This is a genomic window from Paenibacillus provencensis (genome assembly GCF_042678545.1).
GTDB lineage: Bacteria > Bacillota > Bacilli > Paenibacillales > Paenibacillaceae > Paenibacillus > Paenibacillus provencensis.
The window spans coordinates 205,286-229,555 of sequence record NZ_JBHTKX010000001.1; the positions used below are offsets into that span (position 1 = coordinate 205,286).

20 protein-coding genes and 1 pseudogene are annotated in these 24,270 nt (G+C 44.9%); 19 read left to right on the plus strand and 2 right to left on the minus strand.

The window, feature by feature from the left end; all coding sequences use genetic code 11:
- Nucleotides 1-129: 129 nt before the first annotated feature.
- The 5 genes from typA to ACFQ3J_RS01055 all read left to right on the plus strand — a co-directional run bounded on the left by typA (nt 130) and on the right by ACFQ3J_RS01055 (nt 6,801).
- Nucleotides 130-1,971, plus strand: coding sequence for a translational GTPase TypA (gene typA / locus ACFQ3J_RS01035; RefSeq protein ID WP_091158564.1), 1,842 nt, complete (start codon nt 130-132; stop codon nt 1,969-1,971).
- Between the two features lie 78 nt (nt 1,972-2,049).
- Nucleotides 2,050-2,352: a YlaH-like family protein gene (locus tag ACFQ3J_RS01040; protein ID WP_047910846.1), complete on the plus strand. Its 303-nt coding sequence runs from the start codon at nt 2,050-2,052 to the stop codon at nt 2,350-2,352.
- A gap of 188 nt (nt 2,353-2,540) precedes the next feature.
- Nucleotides 2,541-3,608 carry an LCP family protein gene (locus ACFQ3J_RS01045; RefSeq protein WP_091158562.1) on the plus strand — a complete coding sequence of 356 codons (1,068 nt, stop codon included), beginning with the start codon at nt 2,541-2,543 and terminating at the stop codon, nt 3,606-3,608.
- Nucleotides 3,609-3,981: 373 nt separating this feature from the next.
- Nucleotides 3,982-5,313, plus strand: a complete 1,332-nt coding sequence (locus ACFQ3J_RS01050) for a PhoH family protein (RefSeq protein WP_251580841.1) — start codon at nt 3,982-3,984, stop codon at nt 5,311-5,313.
- Nucleotides 5,314-5,496: 183 nt separating this feature from the next.
- A complete protein-coding gene (locus ACFQ3J_RS01055; protein ID WP_251580842.1) occupies nt 5,497-6,801 on the plus strand; it encodes a hypothetical protein in 1,305 nt (434 codons plus the stop codon).
- Nucleotides 6,802-6,810: 9 nt separating this feature from the next.
- Here ACFQ3J_RS01055 and ACFQ3J_RS01060 read toward each other — a convergent pair whose 3' ends face one another.
- Nucleotides 6,811-7,896 carry a hypothetical protein gene (locus ACFQ3J_RS01060; protein WP_091158557.1) on the minus strand — a complete coding sequence of 362 codons (1,086 nt, stop codon included), beginning with the start codon at nt 7,894-7,896 and terminating at the stop codon, nt 6,811-6,813.
- 182 nt (nt 7,897-8,078) lie between these two features.
- The gene (locus tag ACFQ3J_RS01065) at nt 8,079-8,315 is read right to left on the minus strand and encodes a DUF2626 domain-containing protein (protein WP_091158556.1); all 237 of its coding nucleotides are present in this window, start codon (nt 8,313-8,315) and stop codon (nt 8,079-8,081) included.
- A 283-nt stretch (nt 8,316-8,598) separates the two neighbouring features.
- Here ACFQ3J_RS01065 and ACFQ3J_RS01070 point away from each other — a divergent pair, with 283 nt between their 5' ends.
- The 14 genes and pseudogenes from ACFQ3J_RS01070 (at nt 8,599) to ACFQ3J_RS01135 (ending at nt 24,104) form a co-directional block, all read left to right on the plus strand.
- Entirely contained in the window at nt 8,599-9,243 is a 645-nt protein-coding gene (locus tag ACFQ3J_RS01070; RefSeq protein ID WP_091158554.1) for an RsfA family transcriptional regulator, read from the plus strand.
- A 127-nt stretch (nt 9,244-9,370) separates the two neighbouring features.
- Nucleotides 9,371-10,342, plus strand: coding sequence for a ketopantoate reductase family protein (locus ACFQ3J_RS01075; RefSeq protein WP_091158552.1), 972 nt, complete (start codon nt 9,371-9,373; stop codon nt 10,340-10,342).
- Between the two features lie 6 nt (nt 10,343-10,348).
- Entirely contained in the window at nt 10,349-10,735 is a 387-nt protein-coding gene (locus tag ACFQ3J_RS01080; protein ID WP_311285463.1) for a DUF3397 domain-containing protein, read from the plus strand.
- 155 nt (nt 10,736-10,890) lie between these two features.
- A pseudogene (locus tag ACFQ3J_RS01085) lies at nt 10,891-12,556 on the plus strand (peptide ABC transporter substrate-binding protein).
- A gap of 193 nt (nt 12,557-12,749) precedes the next feature.
- The gene (locus tag ACFQ3J_RS01090) at nt 12,750-13,682 is read left to right on the plus strand and encodes an ABC transporter permease (RefSeq protein ID WP_091158549.1); all 933 of its coding nucleotides are present in this window, start codon (nt 12,750-12,752) and stop codon (nt 13,680-13,682) included.
- A gap of 3 nt (nt 13,683-13,685) precedes the next feature.
- Nucleotides 13,686-14,636, plus strand: a complete 951-nt coding sequence (locus tag ACFQ3J_RS01095; RefSeq protein WP_280142860.1) for an ABC transporter permease — start codon at nt 13,686-13,688, stop codon at nt 14,634-14,636.
- 12 nt (nt 14,637-14,648) lie between these two features.
- On the plus strand, nt 14,649-15,644 hold the full coding sequence (locus tag ACFQ3J_RS01100; RefSeq protein ID WP_091158547.1) for an ABC transporter ATP-binding protein: 996 nt from the start codon (nt 14,649-14,651) through the stop codon (nt 15,642-15,644).
- The gene (locus ACFQ3J_RS01105) at nt 15,641-16,579 is read left to right on the plus strand and encodes an ABC transporter ATP-binding protein (protein ID WP_091158545.1); all 939 of its coding nucleotides are present in this window, start codon (nt 15,641-15,643) and stop codon (nt 16,577-16,579) included. Before ACFQ3J_RS01100 ends, ACFQ3J_RS01105 begins: the two co-directional genes overlap by 4 nt.
- Nucleotides 16,580-16,798: 219 nt before the next feature.
- On the plus strand, nt 16,799-18,433 hold the full coding sequence (gene bshC / locus ACFQ3J_RS01110; RefSeq protein ID WP_251580844.1) for a bacillithiol biosynthesis cysteine-adding enzyme BshC: 1,635 nt from the start codon (nt 16,799-16,801) through the stop codon (nt 18,431-18,433).
- A gap of 13 nt (nt 18,434-18,446) precedes the next feature.
- Nucleotides 18,447-19,712 (plus strand): adenosylhomocysteinase, encoded by a 1,266-nt coding sequence (locus ACFQ3J_RS01115; RefSeq protein WP_251580845.1) that lies wholly within the window; start codon nt 18,447-18,449, stop codon nt 19,710-19,712.
- Between the two features lie 268 nt (nt 19,713-19,980).
- Nucleotides 19,981-20,418 (plus strand): division/cell wall cluster transcriptional repressor MraZ, encoded by a 438-nt coding sequence (gene mraZ / locus ACFQ3J_RS01120; protein ID WP_047910860.1) that lies wholly within the window; start codon nt 19,981-19,983, stop codon nt 20,416-20,418.
- A gap of 39 nt (nt 20,419-20,457) precedes the next feature.
- The gene (rsmH, locus tag ACFQ3J_RS01125) at nt 20,458-21,408 is read left to right on the plus strand and encodes a 16S rRNA (cytosine(1402)-N(4))-methyltransferase RsmH (RefSeq protein ID WP_091158541.1); all 951 of its coding nucleotides are present in this window, start codon (nt 20,458-20,460) and stop codon (nt 21,406-21,408) included.
- Nucleotides 21,409-21,432: 24 nt separating this feature from the next.
- Entirely contained in the window at nt 21,433-21,855 is a 423-nt protein-coding gene (locus ACFQ3J_RS01130; RefSeq protein ID WP_091158539.1) for a hypothetical protein, read from the plus strand.
- A 20-nt stretch (nt 21,856-21,875) separates the two neighbouring features.
- Nucleotides 21,876-24,104, plus strand: coding sequence for a penicillin-binding transpeptidase domain-containing protein (locus ACFQ3J_RS01135; RefSeq protein ID WP_311285473.1), 2,229 nt, complete (start codon nt 21,876-21,878; stop codon nt 24,102-24,104).
- Nucleotides 24,105-24,270 lie beyond the last annotated feature (166 nt).

The following is a 24,270-nucleotide window of genomic DNA, read 5'->3' on the forward strand; positions in this document are numbered from 1 at the left end:
AATGGATTTGATTCAAGAATCAATTTCATGACTTGCTATAATGAATTTGATTCAAGAATCAATTTCATGCTTGCTACAATGAATTTGATTCAAATAGAAATGATTTTGGAAAGGATATGGATATAAACCATGCATGTAAGAGAGAATATTCGCAATATTGCGATCATTGCCCACGTTGACCACGGCAAAACGACACTTGTAGACAAACTGCTTCAACAATCCGGAACCTTCCGCGAACATGAGGCCGTACAAGAACGCGCCATGGACTCCAATGATTTGGAACGTGAACGCGGGATTACGATCCTTGCCAAAAATACTGCGATCAATTATAAAGATTTCCTTATCAATATTGTTGATACACCAGGACACGCCGACTTTGGCGGAGAAGTAGAACGGATTATGAAGATGGTTGACGGCGTACTGCTCGTTGTCGATGCGTATGAAGGCTGCATGCCGCAAACCAAGTTTGTACTGCGCAAGGCTCTGGAGCATAACCTGACGCCAATCGTAGTTGTTAACAAAATTGACCGTCCGGCAGCTCGCCCGGCTGAGGTTATTGATGAAGTGCTTGACCTGTTCATCGAGCTTGGAGCCAATGATGAGCAGCTTGATTTCCCAGTTGTATATGCTTCTGCACTCAACGGTACTTCAAGCATGGATCCGGAGAAACAAGATGATAACATGATGAGTCTGTATGAGACGATCGTTGATCACATTCCTCATCCGATTGAAAGTGTTGATGAGCCATTGCAGTTCCTCGTCACACTGATGGATTACAATGAGTATCTGGGACGTATCGCAATTGGACGTGTTAACAGAGGCGTAATTCGTCAAGGACAGGCTGTAACCGTTATTCAACGTGACGGATCTAATAAATCTGCACGTATTGAGAAATTGTTTGGATTCCAAGGACTAAAGCGGGTAGAAGTAGCTGAAGCGGGTGCAGGCGATATCGTTGCCATAGCAGGGATCAAGGATATTAATATTGGTGAAACGATTGCCGATCCAGCGAATCCTGAAGCTCTGCCGGTTCTCAAGATTGATGAGCCGACACTTCAAATGACGTTCCTTGTTAATAACAGTCCTTTTGCCGGACGAGAAGGAAAATGGGTCACATCCCGCAGACTTCGTGACCGTCTGTTCAAAGAGCTTGAAACTGACGTGAGTCTTCGTGTTGAAGAAACAGACAGCCCGGATGCTTATGTCGTATCTGGCCGTGGTGAGCTTCACCTTGGTATTTTAATCGAGAACATGCGCCGTGAAGGCTATGAACTTGCGGTATCCAAGCCGGAAGTTATCATCAAGGAGATTGATGGCAAGAAGATGGAGCCAATTGAGCGCCTTATGATCGATATTCCTGAAGAAAGCATGGGTGCGGTAATGGAAAGCCTGGGTTCCCGTAAAGCCGAAATGGTCAACATGATCAATTCCGGTAACGGCCAGGTTCGTCTGGAGTTCCTGATCCCTGCACGCGGCTTGATTGGATATCGTACGAACTTCTTGACTCTGACTCGCGGCTATGGCGTAATGAACAATGCATTCGACAGCTATGGTCCACTCGTAGGCGGTCAAGTTGGCGGACGTCATCAGGGCGTGCTCGTATCCAGTGAGAATGGAACATCAACATTCTACGGTATGATTGGTGTTGAGGACCGCGGAATGCTGTTCCTTGATGTAGGAACGGAAGTTTATGAGGGAATGATCGTTGGTGAACACAATCGTGACAATGACATCGTCGTGAACATCTGTAAGGAGAAACAATTGACTAACGTACGTTCCGCAACCAAGGACGATACGGTTAAGATGAAGACTCCTATAATCTTCTCCTTGGAGCAAGCTCTTGAGTACTTGAATGATGATGAACTGTGTGAGATTACTCCGAAGTCCGTTCGTCTCCGTAAGAAACTCTTGAATAAGAGTGAGCGCGAGCGTGCTGAGAAGCATCGCAAGATGTCCCAAGCTAATCTTTAATAATTTGAATCAAATTGATTCATCCAAATAATGAATGTGGAAAAGAGAGCACGAACTTGAAAGGAGATGAACGCCACCATGCAGGCATGGTTTGCGTCACACCCGATCGTTAGTTATGTGGTTATATTTGTACTGATTACTTATGTCTACAATAAGGTATTTCGCCCACAGCAGAAAATGCCGTTACTAAAAGAGATATTACTGTACATTTTGATGGCCATCGGCTCCTTCATGCTGCTCGTTTTCCAAATTGATAAATTACCGATCATTCAATGCTTACTTGTCGCGGTGGCACTAATGCTGCTGGTCAGAATCCGCTATTTTGTGGAGGCTCGGCAAAAGAAAAAAGCGGAGTCTTCTGGAGAGACAAGTAAAATGTAGCTATAGTAAAGATAACTTCAAATGCACACATTAGAGAGACCGCCCTAATCAGCGGTCTTTCCGTTTTTTTGGAGCTGTTTAAATTTTTTATTTATGTGGAACATATACCCATATTTGAAATGCATCAGCGGTGGCGGTAATATGTAAAGAGCAACCAAAGAAATATATAAAGGTGTTGAACTTATAATATGAGTGGATCTAACGGACTGCCTCCACGCAACAGAGGTGGCAAGAGCAGCGATAACAACGCAGCGCAGACAACGACCAAGAAGAAAGTAAAGAAGAAAAGTCCGATCAAAACATTTATGAAATGGGTACTATCTCTAATTGTTATTGGTTTGATCGCGGGTATTGGGTATTTGTATATGGTATTTAATGATGTCATTGACACGGGGAATAATAATCCTGTGGCAGCTGAGGATTCAGCCAAAGTGAAGCCGCAGACGATGCTGATCTTGGGAACGGACTATCGAGAGGAGACGGGCACCCACCTGTCTGACGTCGTGATGGTAGCCTCGCTGCATCCGGAGACGAAATCCGCGACCATCGTATCTCTGCCACGTGACACTCTGGTTCAGCTCGAAGGTTATACCGAGAGGAAACTGAATGAATTCTATCCTCGATTTAGAGCTGCGGCGAAAGAATCAGGCATCTCTGCAGAGGAAGAAATGCGGGTTATGATTGGCAAATACCTGGATGTCGATATTGATTACGTCACCGTGCTGAACTTCAAGGCATTTGAAGAGATTGTGGATGCCCTGGGCGGAGTCGAAGTTAATGTGAATCAGAATATGTGCTATAAGGATACCGCGGATGATACCGACATTAATCTGACTGCCGGTCCTCAGCGTTTGAATGGCGAGGATGCGCTTGGGTATGTTCGTTATCGCAAATCAAACTGTGAACCTAAGACGCCAGCTTCGGACGATTTCTCCCGCAACCAGCGTCAAAGTGAAGTTCTTCACTCGTTAATGGATCAAATGAAGTCTCTTGGCGGTGTTACGAAGATTGGAAAAGTCGTCGGTGCTGTAGATGATAATATGACGACAACGGTAGAGAGTGATCAGGTTAAGAATTTCATTTCAACCTATTGGAATCTTCCGAAGGAAAGTGTAAACTTTGTGCCGGTGACAGGAACATGGAATAGCCCCTATGTATATATTAATCAAGGGGAGTTAGACCAAGCGAAGCAAGCACTAGCGAAAGAGCTTGCAGGCGAGCATTCTTCTGGAGCAGCTGAAGCTTCTGGAAATTAAATCATCTGCAAAATATCTGTTCAAACCTTGAAGAAGTAGTGATATAATGTGGATGTATCCCATAGATGGAATTCATTAGCGGAGGTCCTGTCTATGTCCAACTATGCTAATCGAATGGAATATCGCTCTCTTCATATGAATATGCTGACAAATGCACTGTTTTGTCATGAATACAAGCCCGGTGAACCCTGTTCACTGGGCTCTTTGTATTTAATGTGATGAACGATGCATATTCCACGGATATTTTCAGGAAATTGTACAATTATTTGCTCCCGGTCGAATACATTTAGATATGGGATACACGATTGTCCTTATCGCTGCCCATAGCTTGCCCTAGCTGTACTTAAACGACGCCGCCTTGGAGGGGATACCAATGAAAAAAATTTTTGTGTTGGATACGAATGTGCTGCTTCATGATCCGGGCGCCATTTATGCTTTTGACGAGCATGAAGTTGTAATTCCTGCCGTAGTGCTGGAGGAAATCGACTCCAAAAAGCGTAATGCAGATGAAATAGGGAGAAATGCGAGATATGTCTCGCGTTCATTAGATGGATTAAGGGAGCACGGACATTTGCACAGTGGAGTACCTTTACCGAATGGCGGAAACTTAAAGGTAGAACTAAATCACCGCAGTTTCATTAGAGTACAGGAGATGTTTGGTGAAGTTACAAATGATAATCGCATACTTGCAGTTGCGCTCAATTATCAGCTTGAGCAGGAGCATAAGGAGGTACCACGAGATATTGTTTTAGTCAGCAAGGATGTACTCGTACGAATCAAGGCAGATGTGCTTGGTCTTAACACTCAGGACTATTTGTCTGATCGTACCGCAGATCCAAGTGAATTGTATCCGGGGTATACTGCGATTAGAGTCCATCCTTCCGTAATCGATGAATTTTATACGTATCGTTTTCTGCCAATTATACCATTGCAGCTAAATTATAATCTGTATCCACACGAATTTATTATATTGAAGGACGAGATGGGCACGGGTAAATCTGCCCTGCTTAAGGTGAATCAGGAAGCTACCAAGCTGGAGCCTCTATATCTCAGTAATGATCCGGTCTGGGGAATCGTCGCACGCAATGCACAACAGAGAATGGCTTTAGAGTTATTGTTGAATGATGATATACCGCTGGTAACAATTACAGGTAAGGCCGGAACGGGGAAAACAATGCTCGCCCTTGCAGCAGGACTTCTGAAGGTCGAGGATGAGCATAAATACAAAAAGCTTCTCATCGCAAGACCGGTGGTTCCGATGGGCAAGGATATTGGTTACCTCCCAGGGGAGAAAGAGGAGAAGCTTCGTCCCTGGATGCAGCCGATATACGATAATCTGGAGTTTCTGTTCGATACGAAAAAGGCGGGTGACATCGATAAAATACTCATGGGACTCGGCAGTATACAAGTAGAAGCGCTCACTTATATTCGAGGCAGATCGATTCCTGGGCAGTTTATCATTATTGATGAGGCTCAGAATTTATCGAAGCATGAAGTAAAGACCATTGTTTCTCGTGTAGGTGAAGGAAGTAAGATTATTCTGATGGGTGATCCAGAGCAAATAGACCATCCATATCTTGACTCAGCAAGCAACGGTTTAACATATATTGTTGAACGGTTTCGTCAGGAAGGGATCAGCGGACACATTATGCTTGAAAAAGGCGAACGCTCCAAGCTCGCTCAGCTGGCAGCTGATCTCTTGTAGGCTATATATTTCCCGGAAAATGAAGAAATCGCTGAGAAGAGCCGGATATCATTCCGGTTCTTTTCTTTGACTAGACTAGTAACCAGAATGGAGAATGAAAGAGAAGTTAGTAGGACAAGCAGACTATCCATTTGGTACAATAATGGGGAAAGGTTGGATATTTCTAGGGGAGGTACCGAAGCTGTGAAGCGAAGAAACCAGTGGATACTGTTTGTCGTGTTATTGTTGTCCTTGACCATATTGTCTCCAAGCCTTGAAATATCTCGTGACCCTGTAACGGATGAGGACGATCAGAGCACGGATCCGTTATATCGTCCAGCTCCTCAAGTTCCACAGGAGCAGCAGCCATTGAAAATAACGGTGTCGATGAAGGAGCAGGAATTTGCAGTTTTTCAGCGCTTCGCTGTAGAGATCGGAAATAGGATCGGTACCGGCGTTGAAGTACATAATATGAAAGAAACTAGTGAAAGCGATGAGTATGAAGCCATACGCGAAGGTTTTATGTTAGGTGACAGTGCAGACATTACCTTGCTGAATAATCGTCATGTTCGGTTGTTTGCCATGCAAGGCTATTTGAGACCGTTCATAGGGAATGACCTGAATGGAATGGCTGCAGATCCATTTCCGCAGGTGATTACGGTAAATGAATGGAATCAATATCGCTGGGCTGTTCCTCTTGATATTGATCCATATATCTATGCTGAAGCCCGCAGAGACAATGCGTCGTCACCACCCTTGCAATCAATGAGCACTGATGAGGATTGGATGAACCGAATAACAGCATGGTCAAAGACGGACGACAAGCCATTCTTTTTGGATGTGGAAGATCCGCTGGCCTTTGCCTCCTGGCTTGAATTTCGAGGAATTATCCGTCAAACAGAAGATCTCTTCAACCCTGATGAGCAGAATGAACAAATGCAGTCAAGGCTTCAAGAACTGGAGATGCTCCTTCCTTATATTGAGACAGACTTCAAGAATTCTGCTTCCGGTCATTTGAACTGGATCTCTGGAATTGTTAAGCTGTCTGATATGCTGCCTGAGTATCGTGGAGAACTTACCGAGTACATTAACAATGATGTGGAAACACAGGCCCTTACGGTGACGGGCCGCAGCTTTGCCATTTCCTCTAGAACAGGGCAAATGGACCTGGCTTCCGAATGGATTAAGGCAATGACATCCCCTGAAACTGCACAAGACTGGTTTGAAGAAACAGGGAATCTGCCGATTTATAGATCCGTTTATGAAGAGCTGGGGATGCGGGACGTTACAAGAGCCATTCCTGTTCAGGCTCTAGAACAGAGCCTTGAGGCTGCTTATCATAATGACCTGCTTAATGGAGACTTGCTCAATAGTGCACAGCCCCTGATCACACAGTTTTTGCGTGGCGATATAACTGCTGAGGTATATTATTCACGTGTGCAGTCCTTGTTCTCACAACAGGGAGAGGACGAAATGCCGAGTGAGTCTGTGCAGAATCCACAGCCATGAGCGGGAGTATTATTTCAAGGCTAATTCGAGCGTCACTTCCAGCGTCTGGTCCTTTGTAGAGACATCGGTTGCTTTGATGAAAGACATGAGCTTTTGCGGGTAAAATCCCAGATCGAATTCTTGCTGAAGCATGCTCCGAGTTGTATCCGGAAGTTCAAAGCCGTTAAATACGAGCTTGTCTACATGAAATAGAAGACCGTTAGTCGGCTCATCAATGACGGTGTAATGACCTTGTACAGCGAGTTCAAGATTGTCTCTTTTTCCACTGGCGATGATATAATCATCGGTAAATTCAAAAGCAAAATCGTTGAATATTTCATTCTCCGCTCTCAGAAAATTGTTTAATTGCTCTTCATTGATTCGAATCGAATAGGTTCGGCCATTTGTTGAAATGATGCCTTTTTCCTGTTGGACGAAATCGGGCAGATGATTCATGGCGGAGGCAAGTGCGCCGAAGTACCGCTTCACCTCATGTATGCCTACATTGTTCCAGTAAGTGTTCAGTTCCTCAATCAGCTTCTCCATCAGTTCCCGGTTACCATTGCTCGCCAGCGTATCCTCAACTTCCTGCTCCAGCAAGAGTACTCTTTCCCGCTGACTCTGTAAATTATGTTTAAGCATGCGAAGCTCTGCGTCATTCTGATCCAGTCTAACTGCCATTTCTTCAAGCTCCTGCTGCCTCGAATGATAAGCATGAAGTACCTCATGATCTCTGCCTATGATAATTTCATAATAGCTTGCCACGATTTGAATGGAGCGCAGCGACTTTGCCTTCAAAAAAATATGCAGCAATTGATCCCGCTCCCCCATATAATAGGACCTCACAATAGAGGCAGCACGTTCCTGATGATCTTTCATTTCTTCCTTATGTACAGACATTTCGGCTTCAAGTGACCCTCGGCTTTCTTCGATTTGCTGCTGCTGTACTTCTATGCGCTCGATCTCGTGATCAATTTCAACGATAGACAGGCTGTTCTGCAGAACTTCTCTCGTATTCTCGTCCAAGGTGGGTTCAGCCTGGATAGGGGAGATATGGTGAAATAACAGTAGAATAGAACAGCAGATGGTCACATAATATATAGAACGGTTTCTCATATATTTCCTCCCTATAGCTTGTACTAGTAAAATGGGTCTAAAGCTTGATAGCATTGAGATAGCCACCAAGTTACAAACTTCCTGTATCATATACTTAAAACATACATATGAAAAAGAAAACAAATAAAGAACGGATCAGCTTAACTTGGCTGATCCGTTCTTTATTTGTTTAATGAGATGTGCTATAGAGGTTTGCCCATTTCGAATACAGTCCAGTAGCTGAAGCCTGAAAAGGTGATAATCATGTAAGCCCAGAACAATAAAATATAGGTTCTCTCCGTAAATTTCAAATAACCGAGAATGACGAAAAAAGCGGTTTGAAGGAAAAATAACAAAGCCATCTCCAACATATTACCTGCAAAGGCCATAAGACCAATCGTTAGAGTGAAAAATCCCAGCACACGAAACATGCGCGCCACGATGACTACCCCCTCTCTTAAGAACGCTCGTCTAACTACTAAGTAACATTATATCTGTTAAGGAAAATGATGTAAATAAAAAATGGATATGAAAGCGAAATCTTTTAGGGTATGTCCAGGGAGCAATTTGGAAATACATTTTAGTATGAAATAGATTCTATGAACTCTATGAAGGGCATAAGAATGATTAAAGCTGAATTTTATAACCGGCTTTTCATCTCATAGCTTGATTCGTGCTGTAAGGTGAGGCTGTGATTATGGATGTCGTTAGGAGGTTTATAGCATGACTGCAGTTAGACAGGATGCATGGAGCGCGGAGGATGATTTGATCCTGGCTGATGTTACGCTTCGCCATATCCGGGAAGGAAGCACTCAGCTTGCCGCTTTTGAGGAAGTAGGTGAAAAAATCGGTAGAACTTCGGCTGCATGCGGTTTCCGCTGGAACAGCTTCGTTCGCAAGAAGTACGATGAAGCTATAGGCATTGCCAAGGCTCAGCGCCAAAAACGAAGCTATTCGAAAAGAGATGCTGCTGTTCAGCCTCAAGTTGCAGCATTATCGGTAATGGAAACCGATGAGCTTATGTACAGAACAGAGGGGTTCTCTGAGGAAACCTTGTCTATTGACGCTGTAATCCGCTTCTTAAGGCAATGGAAGGGGATTGTTCAGGAAAATTCTAGACAGCTGAAGCTCATCGAGAAGGAATTGCGCGAAAAAGAAGAAGAATTGAACGAGCTTAGATTTGAGAATGATCGCTTATCCAAGCAAGTCAGCGAAGTACAAACCGATTATCGGGTAGTAAACGATGATTATAAAGCGCTCATTCAAATTATGGATCGTGCCAGAAGACTCGCTTTTTTATCTGAGGAAGAAGAAGATAAAACTCGGTTCAAAATGGATGCGAATGGTAACCTAGAACGTATTGAATAAACTTGGATATCCAGTAACAAGTCTAGAAGTGGGATTGTGGAACTCAAAGCCTGTTTGACCGCGTAATGCGTGGTCAAATGGGCTTTTGTCATATGCTTCTAACTAATATATAGTAAGAGAGAAAGGTATGCTTGGAGGTGGAACGAATTTGGTTATTGATGTCATTGGTGCGGGCTCTCTTGGTCTTATGTATGGCGGAGCCCTCGTATATGCAGGAGAAGAAGTAAGGTTCTGGACTAGAACGAGAGCACAGGCTGCACGTTTACTTGAAAATGGAATTACTATAAACCAGCCAGACGGACAAGTATGGAGCGTACAAGCTGGGAGATTTGAAGCGAGAGAGCTTGTATCCCTACCAGAGGAATGGAGGAAGAAGCCCGGACATATAATCATGCTTATGACGAAACAAGGAGGTCTTCAGGAATCAATGGAGATGCTGACTAAGGTCAGCAAGCTGGATACGGCTATATTTTGTTTTCAGAATGGAACGGGACATATTCCTGTCATTACCGAAGCATTTCCTTCAGCCCGGGTGTATGCTGCAATTACAACGGAGGGTGCCAAACGAATAGATGAGATCGAAGTGACAAGGGCTGGTTACGGAGAGACGCACATCGGCTGGTCATATCGCGCAGGAGCACCTATTGAGGCAGAGGTGGACACTTTAGTCCATAAATTGCTTAAAGCAGGATTTGATACAAAATCGTCGAATGAAATCGATAGATTGATTTATCGGAAATTGGTCATTAATGCGGTAATTAATCCACTGACTTCTCTCTGGAAAATACCAAACGGGGAATTACTGGCAAGTCAAGAGAGAATGGAGGCGATGAAGCAGCTCTACACTGAGGCTGTGGCTGTCTATGATGCTCATCGGATTGAATATGATGCAAATCTATGGGAACAAGTTGTTGCTGTTTGTCAATCGACCTCGAGCAACTGGTCTTCCATGTGTATGGATGTCCTCCATGGCAGGCCAACCGAGATTGCTGCTATTAACGGCAGTATTGTCGCTATGGCAAGAGAGGCGGAAATGCGTGCGGAAGGTCATCAGCTCGTATGGAAACTTATTGAGGGAATGCCACTAAGGAGGGAGTAAAGGGAATTGAACGCTATCGGATCATTTCTTATTGTACTTAGCATGCTTCCGTTTTTTCCGTTTTTGATCGTGTACTACGGAATGGTTTATTTTAAGAAACCGAAGAAGACGGCTCTTCATACGGCAATGGATGTAACGACAATCTTTTTGATCGCAGCTGTTGCCGCGTTGTTTAATAGCACTTTTGATTTACGTTTCGGCTTCTATCTGATTTTGCTGGTGCTGCTCATCTCGTTGGGTTTAATTGGAAGCGCACAAACTCGTCTAAAGGGGAAGATTAACTACAGAAGGATGATAAAAGCCGTTTGGCGCATGGCTTTTGTCGCAATGGGATTCAGCTATATAGTACTTTTAGCCTTTGGATTATTCAGCTACATACTAGATTTAATGTAAGGAAACATAACGCGAATTGTGTGCAAAATGTGTCGAATGTGTCGAATGGTGAAAAAAAGTCATTTTTCAGAAAAAGTTATGTAGATTTTTTTGACCGCTGGTTGTATAATCTATAAACATATATACCACATCATCTTTTTAGGGGGAAATGCTTGATGAAAAGGAAGAGTTTGTTAGTCCTTTTGACGCTAGTTCTTGCATTTGGTTCCGTACTTGCAGCGTGCGGTTCTGACAATAGCAATGAAGGCAGTCAATCTGGTGAAGGAAATGCACCAGCAGAACAGGTTTTGAACATTAATTTGAGTGCTGAACCGCCGACTTTTGACCCGGCTCAAGCTCAAGACAGCCAGACTAACACGGTATTGAAGCTTATGTATGAAGGCCTAGTTCGTATGGGCGAAGATGGTAACCCAGATCCAGGTGTTGCGGAATCTTGGGAAATTTCTGAAGATGGCAAAGAATACGTCTTCACACTTCGTGAAGATGCTAAATGGAGCAATGGCGATGCAGTAACAGCAAACGATTTTTGTGTTCGCGTGGAAGCGCGTCCTTGATCCCGCTTCTACACCGGCTCCACCTTATGCTTATCAGCTGTACTACATCGAGAATGCAGAACAGTTCAACACTGGCGAAATCACAGATTTCTCCCAAGTCGGCGTTGAAGCAGTAGACGAGAAGACTCTTAAAGTAAAACTGGCTAACCCAACTCCTTACTTCTTGGGTCTGACTTCCTTCTACACTTACTACCCAGTTCATTCCTCTGTTGAGGGTAATGACAAATGGGCGACTAACAAAGATTCGATGGTTGTTAACGGACCGTTCACGCTTACTGAATGGACAACAGGTCAAAAGATCCAAGTTACGAAGAATGAACAATATTGGGACAAAGACAGCATCAGCCTTGCTCGTGTAGATATGTCTTTGACAAACAGCGGTGCGACAGAACTTTCTTCTTATAGAAATGGTGAAATCGATTATGCTGGTGCACCTAACGGTGAAATCCCTACAGACCAAATCAAAGGTGTTCAAAGTGAATTGCCTGAAGAATTTAATGTGAAAGGTATCGCTAGTACGTACTACTATATGTTTAACGTAACAGCTGAGCCTTTCCAAAATGCTAAAATCCGTAAAGCCTTTGCAATGTCTATCAATCGTCAAGCGATCGTTGACAATGTAACTCTTGGCGGACAGCTGCCAGCATTTGGATTTGTACCTCCAGGTATCAAAGGTGCTTCTGATGAGTTCCGTACCGAAGTTGAAGATGCATACTTCCAAGAGAATGCAGAAGAAGCAAAACGTTTGCTTGAAGAAGGTATGAAGGAAGAAGGCTACACAACGCTTCCTAAAATTACTCTGATCTACAACTCCAGTGAAGCTCACCAAAAACTGGCTGTAGCTGTAGCGGATATGTGGAAAAACGCTCTTGGCGTAGAAGTTGCCACTCAGAACCAAGAGTGGGGTGTGTTCCTTGAAACTCGTAAGAACCTGAACTATCAAGTAGCACGTGCTGGCTGGTCCGCTGACTACAATGATCCGATGACATTCATGGATATGTGGACTACAGGCAACGGTAACAATGATTCCGGTTATGCAAACCCTGAGTACGATGCGCTTATCGAGCAAGCAGCTGTAGAGCAAGATGCAGCTAAACGTAATGATCTCTTTGCTCAAGCTGAGAAAATGCTCGTTGAAGAGGACATGGTCATTGCACCGTTGTACTACTATACAAATGTTTCTTTAACTAAGCCTTACCTTAAAGGCGTTAGCCTTGATTTCAGTGGAGCAATTGACTTCACTAGAGCTTCTGTTGAGGGTAAGTAAGGATATAACTGTATAGAAGCTTCGGGATATATATGCGGGCTAACCCTTATATATCCCGATTTTTTTGTATGTCGTCCATAATTGGAAAGTAATAGTAAAATTCGCAAATAACTAGAATAGATTTAATCCTCTAGTTTTTATAAAATTGTAATTGTACAACTGTTATGTTAATTTGCGGGGGGTGTCCAGGATCATGATAAGATACGTGATCAATAGGCTGATTTTCATGCTGATATCTCTATTTATTCTCATCTCCGCTACGTTCTTCCTAATGAAGGCGATTCCGGGTAACCCGTTTATGAGTGAGAAGGCGACATCACCTGAAATTCAAGCCAGACTTATGGAACAATACGGCCTCGATAAGCCGGTGTTCATGCAATATATTGATTATCTCGGTAATATCATCACAGGAGATTTCGGAATCTCCATGAAGCGACTGAACCAAGATGTGACCGATATTATCGGCCAAACCTTTGGTGTGTCACTTAAGCTTGGACTTGTTGCTATCGTTGTAGCTGTTATCGTAGGTATTTTGCTTGGAATGGTTGCAGCGATGAACCATCGGAAGATAATTGACAACGTGGCTATGGTGCTTGCGGTTATTGGAATCGCAGTCCCGAGTTTCGTGCTCGCATCACTCCTGCAATTCTATCTGGCGCAAGAGCTGGGAATATTCAAAGTAATGGGACTTAACGGTCCGCTCGATTATGTCCTGCCGGTTGCGGCGCTGTCTGCCCAGCCTATTGCCTATATCGCGCGTTTGACACGCTCCAACATGCTTGAGGTATTACACGCCGATTATATTAAAACGGCGAAAGCCAAAGGCTTGAACAGCTTCACCATTATGTTCAGACATATTATCCGTAATGCGATCATGCCGGTCGTTACTTATGTTGGACCAATGACGGCTAACGTGGTTACAGGTTCTGTTGTTATCGAGCGTGTATTCGGTATCGGCGGTATTGGTAAAGTATTCGTCGAAAGTATTACGACACGTGATTATACCATGATTATGGGAATCACCATATTCTATGGCATTATTCTCATGTTTGCTCGTTTTCTAACGGATATTGCATATGTTCTTATTGATCCGCGTATCAAACTTTCGAATGGAAAGGAGGGCTAGGTAGTGTCTGCAAATCAATCTAGCATCGATCCAAACAACACTCAGCTTACACCTGAAGATTTTAGAAGAATCGGGACGGATGAGAAGCAAGCAGAGGTCATTCAGCGTCAAAGTGTGTCAGCTATGCGCGATGCATGGGAGCGGCTTCTTAAAAATAAGCTCGCGATGACCAGCCTAGTCATCCTCGTTATCATTATTATTATGTCGATAGTTGCTCCATTGATGTCCAGCAATGACTATCAGACGAATGATCTGATGAACGCCAATCAGCCTCCTTCCAAAGAGCACTGGTTTGGAACGGACGATCTTGGCCGCGATATGTGGGTACGTACCTGGTCAGGTGCGCAGATCTCACTAATTATCGGTTTTGCAGCCGCCTTGATTGACCTTTGTATTGGGGTTATCTACGGCGGAATCATGGGCTTCTACGGTGGACGTGTCGGAGAAATCATGAACAAATTCTCTGAGATCCTGTATGCAATCCCTTATCTGCTTGTTACTATTTTGCTTCTAGTCGTCCTCGAGCCTAGCGTGGGAACGATTATTATAGCCCTATGTATAACTGGCTGGATTAATATGGCCTGGATTGTACGGGGCGAAATTATGCAGCTCAAGAACAGAGAATTCGTGCTTGCTTCCAAATCCATGGGTGCAAACTCGTCTCGTCTTATCTTCAAACACCTGCTGCCAAACGCAGTAGGGCCAATTATCGTAACACTGACTTTATCCGTACCGAGTGCGATCTTCAGTGAGGCTTTCCTGAGCTTCCTTGGTCTTGGTGTACAAGCTCCAAGAGCGTCCCTGGGTTCCATGATTGAGAACGCACTTACAGGATGGATGTACTACCCTTGGCGGATGTTGTTCCCGGCAGGTCTGATCAGCTTAATCATGCTAGCGTTCAACCTCTTCGGTGACGGACTCCGTGACGCACTAGATCCAAAACTGAAAAAATAGGAGGTGGACATAATGGATCCGTTGTTGCAGGTTAAAGATCTTAACGTTTCATTTAAAGTAAGAGACGGCGAGGTAAAGGCCGTACGCGGCATGAATTTTGAAATCGGCAAGGGTGAGACTGTTGCTATTGTCGGTGAATCCGGTAGTGGTAAGAGTGTAACAGCCCAAACCATTATGCGTTTGATTCCTTCTCCACCGTCCATCATTAATAAAGGTGAAATAATTTTCCAAGGACAGGATTTGCTGAAGAAGACCAATAAGCAAATGGAATCCATTCGTGGTAAAGATATCGGCATGATCTTCCAAGATCCGATGACATCGCTGAACCCGACCATCAAGATCGGTAAACAGATTACTGAGGTATTGATCAAGCATCAGAACATGTCCAAGGATGAGGCAGCTAAAGAAGCGGTTAAAATGCTCAAAATGGTCGGTATTAAGAATGCAGAAGAGCGCTTCAATCAATATCCACATGAATTCTCCGGCGGTATGCGTCAGCGTGCGATGATCGCAATTGCACTTGCTTGTAAGCCGGCGCTGCTGATTGCCGATGAGCCGACAACGGCTCTTGACGTAACGATTCAGGCTCAGATTATGGACGTTATGAAAGACATGCAGGAACAGCTTGGCACTTCCATTATCCTGATCACACATGATCTTGGCGTAGTAGCCGGTATTGCAGACCGCGTTATCGTTATGTATGCTGGAGAAGTGGTAGAAACAGGTACGAAATATGAAATATTCAAAAATCCGCAGCATCCGTATACCAAAGGTTTGATGCGTTCCATGCCTCGTCTTGATCAGAAGAAGGATGAGCCGCTCATTCCGATCGTGGGTACACCGCCGGATTTGATCAAGCCACCGCTTGGCTGCCCATTCGCAGCGCGTTGTGATCGTGCAATGAGCATCTGCGAGCGTATTGATCCTGGTGCTACTGTATTCAGTGACACTCACATGGCACGCTGCTGGGAGCTGCATCCTATGGCGAAGGAGGTACATTCTTCATGAGCAAGAACTTAATTGAGGTTGAAGGTCTTAAGAAATACTTTAATGTAGGGAAGAATCGTACGCTCAAAGCCGTAGATAATCTTAACTTTTATATTCGTGAAGGCGAGACTCTCGGAATGGTAGGAGAATCCGGCTGTGGTAAATCAACAGCTGGACGTACAATCCTTCGTTTGTATGAGCCTACAGCAGGCAGTGTGCGCTTTAACGGCACAGATATCTACAAGCTCTCACCGAACAAGATGAAAGCCATGCGCCGTGACATGCAGATGATTTTCCAAGATCCGTATGCATCGCTCAATCCGCGCTTTACCGTTTCTGATATTATTGGTGAAGCTCTGGATATTCACAATATGGCTGGAAGCAGCAAGGAGCGCAAGAAACGGATCGAGGAGCTATTGGATCTTGTAGGCCTTAATTCAGACCATGCGAACCGTTATCCGCATGAATTCTCCGGTGGACAGCGTCAGCGGATCGGGATTGCCCGTGCTCTTGCAGTAAATCCTAAATTCATCATTTGTGATGAGCCGATTTCCGCACTTGACGTATCCATTCAAGCACAGGTGGTTAACCTTCTGAAGGATCTTCAGGATCGTTTGGGTCTGACTTACTTGTTCATTGCCCATGACCTTTCCATGGTTAAGCACATCAGTGACCGGGTTGCTGTAATGTATATGGGTAAAATGGTAGAGCTTGCTGACAGTGAAGAGCTGTATGCAAACCCGATCCATCCTTATACCAAAATGCTTCTATCCGCGATTCCGATTCCGGATCCGGACATTGAAGCGAATAAAAAGCGTATTATTATGCCTGAGGACAATTCGGGCCCAATCAGTTCAGGTAATGAGGGAGAGGCAGCGAAGAGCGCCTTTAACCTGGATAATGCCAAGCTGATTGAAGTATCCAAAGGCCATTTTGTGGCTGAACCTTACGCTTGATCAAGATATGTTAGTTCGTGCCGCCGATGTTATAATCGGCGGTTTTTTTGATTCGGAGAATCAATTCCATTACCTAAACGTGTATGAAATTGATTCTGAATCAATTCCATTACCTAAACATGTATGAAATTGATTCAATGTATACAATTATTACTTTGACGGAATATAAAGCATTCGGTACAATCGAATAAGGCTTTAAATGAATAGGAGGATGACCTCATGAATCTAATTCCTGAGGCGCTGCGTAGTGGATCACCTCTAGCGGAACATTATTTGCGTTACGATGAAACCGTGCATCATTTGTACGAATATAATTTTCGCGATTTTTCCAGCTACATAGCGCGTGCCGAGTGGCTTGATCGAACCGGAGACACACGAGTAGACCGGCAGGCAATGGTTACTTGCTTGCGTTTATATAATGAAAGTCGAAATCCGCATCCTGCAGTTAAGGCATCTCTGGACCGGCTGGCACAGGAGAACGCTTTAGTTATTACCGGCGGTCAGCAGAGCGGATTGTTCACCGGCTCTTTGCTTGTTATATACAAGGCAGCAACGATTATTAAAGCGGCCAAGACCGCAGAAGAGAAGCTTGGACGTCCTGTTGTGCCCATATTCTGGATTGCCGGTGAGGACCATGATTGGGATGAGGTGGACCATACTTACTTAATGAGTTCAGATCTCTCGGTAACTAAAGTCAAAATGCCTGGAAAATATGAAGGGCGCTCTTCCGTGAGTGACGTTGCCGTGGAGAAGGAGCATTGGATTGCTGCTATTCAGGAGCTGGAAGAGCTATTACCTGATTCGGAGAACAAACCGGAAATTATTGCTTCTATTAGAGAAGCGGTTCAGGACGAGTATCTAAGCTTGAGTGATGTATTCGCCAAATTGCTAGGGCAATTGTTCGGCTCATATGGACTCGTACTTATGGACTCGGCAGATCCGGAGTTAAGAAAGCTCGAAGTGCCTGTATTTGAGCGTATTATAGAAGATAACGACATGCTTGAACAATGTTACCACGAGTCTTCCGGCCGAGTTGTAACAAGCGGCTTTACGATGCAGGCGGATGTCGCCTCCGGAGGAGCAAATCTGTTCTATATCCATGAGGGATCCAGATTGCTGTTGTTTAAGGAAGACGGTAGATTTGTCGATCGCAAAGGCTATGTTTCTTTTTCCAAAACAGAGCTGCTTGAAATTCTCCATCAGCATCCGGAACGCTTCAGTAACAATGTTCTGACCCGGCCTTTAATGCAGGATTCTATATTCCCGGTGCTGTCAACGGTGCTCGGGCATGCCGAGATTGCTTACTGGGCGCTGACCAAAGACGCATTTCATCGAATGGGTCTTCGCATGCCAATACTTATGCCACGTTTGTCATATACGATTTTGGATCATCATATACAGAAGCTGATGGATAAATATGATTTGACTTTTGCTGATATCCAGTTCTCCTTTGATGAGAAGAAAGAGACCTGGCTGCTCAGCTTGGATGAATTTGATGTGAACGGACAGTTTGAAGATCTTAAGACTTCTTTCCGCAAGCTATATGCGCCATTACTTGAACAGCTCGGTCAGCTGGAGTCGGGGCTGGGTCGTCTAGGAATAACCAACAGCGAGAAAATAGAAGAACAGATCGAATATATGCAAAAAAGAACGAAGCAGGCCATAGCACAGAGACATGAAGCTTCGCTTAAGCAATGGGATTATGTAGAAAGATCGCTTTTTCCTTCAAAACGCCCGCAGGAAAGAGTCTATAATGTTTACTATTACGTTAACCGGTATGGAACGGACTGGTTGAAAGAGTTAATGGAGGTTCCTGCTGATATGAGCGGCATCCATCATATTCTGTATATATAATTGGAGGAACAAGATGAGCACGGATGTGATTAAGAACAGTATCGTCGCAGATATGAACCTGGCCCCGGAAGGACATCTTAAGATTGATTGGGTGGAGGCTCATATGCCGGTATTGAACCGGGTACGCAAAGAGTTTGAAGCAGATTTGCCATTCAAAGGACTTAAAGTGACGATTTGCCTTCACTTAGAAGCCAAAACGGCTTATCTCGCAAAAGTGATTCAGGCGGGTGGAGCTGAAGTAACCATTACGGGAAGCAATCCGCTGTCTACTCAGGACGATGTATGTGCAGCACTGGTGGAGGACGGTATTACGGTGTTCGCCAAATATAATCCTGATCCGGTGGAATACAAGCAATTGATCATGAGATCATTAGAAACGAAGCCTGACTTCATTATCGATGATGGTGGAGATCTTGTAACCATTCTTCATTCCGAGCGTCCGGATCTGCTAGAGACGATTCGCGGTGGAGCAGAAGAAACGACAACCGGTATTATTAAGCTGAAGGCCCTCGAAAAACAGAAGGTGTTGAACCTGCCAATGGTGGCTGTTAATGACGCATATTGCAAACATCTATTCGACAATCGTTATGGAACAGGGCAATCGGCGTTCGATGGGATTATTCGGACGACAAATCTTGTCGTTGCCGGAAGTACGGTCGTTGTCGTCGGCTACGGCTGGTGCGGCAAAGGAGTGGCGATGCGCGCCAAGGGACTTGGTGCCAATGTAATCGTAACTGAAGTGGATGCGATCAAGGCTGTCGAAGCTCACATGGATGGATTCCGTGTCATGCCGATGGTCGAGGCTGCCAAGCTGGGTGATTTCTTCATTACGGTAACAGGAAACAAAGCTGTTATTACAGGTGAGCATTTTGATGTTATGAAGGATGGCGCAGTGCTGGCGAATGCAGGGCACTTCGATGTGGAAGTGAGTATTCCTGAGCTGAAGAAGCGTTCTACATCGGTACGCACGGTGCGGAAAAATATCGAGGAATATCGGTTTGCAGATGGACGTAAAATGTACCTGTTAGCAGAAGGGCGTCTCGTGAACCTGGCCGCGGCAGATGGGCATCCGGCTGAAATTATGGACACGACTTTTGCCCTACAAGCACTGGGGCTCCGGTATGTAAGGGAAAATTATGAAACTCTCAACCCTGCTGTGATTAACGTTCCTTATGAAATTGATGAGAAGGTAGCCAGGCACAAGCTGGAGAGCTTGAACATTGAGCTAGACACGTTAACCGAAGAGCAAATTCAATACTTGGACAGCTGGAACGTCTAGCATATAGGCTGGAATGTTTAATGGATGATTAAACTAAATTGTAACGCCAAAGAGTGATGCTTATAGAAGCCGTATCTGGCTTTTGGCATCGCTCTTTTTTTGCTTCAACTAACCCTATTTTTCGCCATGAGTCAAGGTAGCTCTCTAACATCTCTTCCAAAAAGTTTCATATGGAGAGAAGGGTTTTGATTTTTCAAAGCGAATCAATTATGCTTAAGTGGTGGAAAGTGGAGCAAAGTGGTGAGCAGGAGGTAAGGAGTGGTAGACAATGTTTATGGGGGAGTTCCAGCATAGCATTGACGATAAAGGCCGAATGATTATACCGGCCAAGTTCCGTGACGCTCTCGGTCCGAGCTTTGTTGTCACACGTGGATTGGACCAGTGCTTGTTCGTGTATCCGATGAATGAATGGTCCATTCTGGAGCAGAAGCTGAAAGCTCTGCCGCTTATGAAATCCGATGCGCGTGCCTTTACCCGGTTTTTTTTCTCAGGAGCGACTGAATGCGAGCTCGATAAACAGGGCAGGGTAAATTTACCGATGAATTTACGGGATTACGCCAAGATGGACAAGGAGTGCGTCGTACTCGGTGTATCCAATCGGGTAGAGATCTGGAGCAAAGGCATATGGGAACAATATTACAGCCAATCTGAAGAAACGTTTAACGACATTGCCGAAAAGCTGGTCGATTTCAATTTTGAGTTTTAGGATTTATGCACATCACAAAAATGTCTGGAGGACAAACAAGTGTTTCACCACATTACCGTACTCAAAGAAGAAGCAACCGAAGGCCTTAACATCAAGCAGGACGGGATTTACGTGGACTGCACATTAGGCGGGGCAGGACATAGCTCGCTTATTGCCTCACGACTAGGACCCGAGGGACGACTGATCGCATTCGATCAGGATGACTGGGCACTTGAAAATGCAAAAGAAAGGCTTGGAGAATTTGGGTCCAAGGTTACACTTGTCAAAACCAATTTCAGAGACCTTACTGCGGTATTAAGTGAACAGGATGTTCCAATGACCGAAGGGATTCCTCAAGTCGATGGCATTCTGTACGATCTTGGAGTATCTTCTCCACAGTTCGATGAAGGCGAGCGGGGATTCAGCTACAATCACGATGCGCCACTTGATATGCGTATGGATCAGTCTGGTGATCTGACAGCAAGAGACATTGTAAATGAGTGGACTGAAGAAGAAATTGCTCGAATTTTGTATGTTTATGGCGAAGAAAAGTTTTCTAGACGGATTGCTAGGGTAATAGTTGAAAAAAGGCAATCTGCAGCTATTGAAACTACGGGCGAATTGGTCGATATCATTAAAGAAGGTATTCCGGCAGCTGCCAGAAGAACGGGTGGACATCCTGCCAAACGGAGCTTCCAAGCTTTACGAATCGCCGTGAATGATGAGCTCGGTGCGTTTGAGGAGGCTTTGCATCAAGCAGTTCGCTGCTTGAAACCAGGCGGCAGAGTATCTGTTATTACGTTTCATTCCCTGGAAGACAGGATATGTAAACAGATTTTTAGCAGTTATTTGGAGAAATGTACATGCCCACCTGACTTCCCGTTATGTGTATGCGGCGGTAAAGGAACACTCAAGCTCGTTAATCGAAAGCCGATTGTGCCGAGCGAGTCGGAACTTGCGCAGAACCCCAGAGCGCGCTCTGCTAAGCTGCGTGTAGCGGAAAAATTGTAATAAGAAACGTAAGGAGAGTCGAATATGGCCTATACACGTGGCAACCTGGCAGTTAAGGAAAGAGTGCAGGAGCAGCAAGCACAGCCCCAGCGGTATAAAGAGACGACGAAAGTCGTTACTCGCAGGACAGGTCTGCCGACAAGAGAGAAGTTTCTGTATCTGATGTCTGTGATCGTATGTGTCATTATTGTCAGTGTTATGGTTGGCAGATATGTAAATATCTATGACCTCAACAAGCAGACACATGCTGTCGAACAAGCAACGGTATTAGCCAATAAAGAAATTGCTGTTCTGGACGTTCATAAGGAGAAGCTGGAGAACGAAATTGTAGCGAAAGCGCGCGAGCTTGGATACGTGGAGCCAACTTCGGATCGCGAAGTGATTCGAGTCCCGAGAACTACAGTTCGTCCTACTTCATCTGAACAAGGTTCTTCAGACGGCAAGTAAGGAATGTGAGGTTTTGGTCTATGGGGAAAATGAATAAAAGAATAAAACTTCGCACGTTACTCATTGGAGGGATCATCACCCTCTTTTTTCTTGTACTTATGGGCAAAGTGTTCTGGATTCAAGTGGTCAATGCAGGCTTTTGGCAGGACTACGCTGCTGAATTGATAGAGAATTCAAAGACCATCCCAGCGAAGAGGGGGACAATTACAGACCGCAATGGCAATGTTCTGGCCACGGATGCACCTGCCTATACGGTAGCTGTAAATCCTGAGCTTATTCATGAGAAGGAGATCGAGGACGTTGTCGTTCAGGGCCTGCATGAATTGCTGGGCAAGGATGAAGCTGGACTGAGGGAGGATGTCACTGCAACAAGGGAGAACGGAAGCCTCAGGCCTCATAGAGAAGTACGGAGCGAAGGATACAAGATTGATCAGGAGTTGAAGGATAAGGTTGAAGAATTTCGAAATGAGCTGGACAAGGAATACGGAGCGAAGAATGCCATCGTATTGATGGATGAGTCCAAGCGTTTTTATCCGAGAGACAATCTGGCTTCCCATGTGCTTGGTTACTTGAATAAAGAGGGAGACCCGGTTTATGGGCTGGAGCTGTACTATGATGAGGAGCTCAAAGGAACGGATGGCAAGCTTCTATATCAGAAGGACGGTGTAGGACTAGAGCTGGCCAACTCGGACAGCACCTATACGGCTCCGCAGAATGGAAAAAAATTAAAGCTGACTATTGATGATACGATTCAATATTACATCGAGGAAGCAATGAAGGAAGCTTACGATAAATATGATCCGATCAGTATGACGGTCATTGCAGCCGATCCGAAGACGATGGAAATTCTGGGCATGGCAAATCTGCCGAATTATAATCCGAACTCCTATTGGGAAACACCGGACAATTATTATAATCATGCGATTCAATCCATCTATGAGCCGGGATCTACGTTCAAGATTGTGACCCTGGCTGCAGCGGTTGAGGAGAAATTGTTTAATCCGAATGCGACCTTTGAATCAGGGAGTATTCAGGTGGGTGGCAGAACCATTAGTGATATTAGCCGCAACTGGGGGACGATCAGCTACTTGGAGGGTGTAAAACGTTCCAGTAATGTTGCCTTTGTCAACCTCGGTTACAAAATGCTTGGTGGAGAGAAACTTCGCAATTATATTGATAAATTTGGTTTCGGTGTGAAGACAGGCATCGATCTTCCAACTGAGTCCGCCTCGCCAATTAGGGAATTGGTATATGCTGCAGATATTGCTGCTGCCTCCTATGGTCATGGACTTGTACAGGTAACCCCTATTCAGCAGGTGGCAGCCATTTCAGCCATAGCTAATGGAGGTAAGTTGCTCGAGCCGCACCTGGTGAAAGAAATATCGGATCCAAACAGCGGTGAGGTAGAGTCTATTCAGCCAAAAGAAGTACGTCAGGTGGTATCATCGGAAACAGCAAGAACAGTGGGCAGTTATTTGGAACAGGTTGTTGCGGATCAGGATCATGGATCAGGCAGATATGCCTATATTGATGGTTACCGTGTAGCCGGCAAAACAGGGACGGCAATTAAATACATTAACGGGGAATATGATCATACGAAGTCCGTCGTTTCCTTTATTGGCTATGCACCAGTGGATGATCCTAAAATTGCAATGCTGGTCATGATTGATGAACCTAATGATCCAAACCTGGGAGGCGGTTCAGGTGCGGCCCCGATATTCAAAGAAATTATGTCTAAATCCCTCACTTATCTCGGCGTTCCGAAGGAAGCGGTAACCAGCGAGGATGAAGCAGAGAATACACAGCCATTGGTACGCAAAAAAGCACCTGATATGGTCGGCAAGTCCGGCAAGGATGCTCGTACACAGCTATTGGAAGAGGGCATCGCCTATGAGACACTCGGTAAGGGAAGCAAAGTGATCCAGCAGTATCCAAAAGCAGGAGCCGAGCTCACGACAGGTCAGCGAATCTACCTGCTCACCGAGGAAAGTGACACCATGGAAATCCCGGATTTGACCGGCGAATCTCTGCGTGATGCGCTTGAAGTGTTAACTTTGCTGAAAGTGGAAGTAAGAGTTGAGGGTGAGGGGTATGTCTCCAAGCAGAAAGTGGAAGTAACAGGAGAGAATCGTACAGTAGTGCTTACGCTTCAGACGGCGAAGGATGCCGTAACTGGTGAATCCACCGACGGCTTAGCAGATGAAGAAGGAAGCGCAGCCGATGAACAGGCAGACAGTCCTGACGCCTGACCGTTCCGGTTCAGAAGATGCTGAGACATATTGCACGGATGCAGGCAGCCCAGAAGAATGAGATGGTAACTTAATAGTAATAAAGCTTGTTCTATTCCCTGGTTGTCCCGAATATTCATGATTAAGCATGTCATTGTGAATACGAAAGACAAGTAGGGGGGAGATA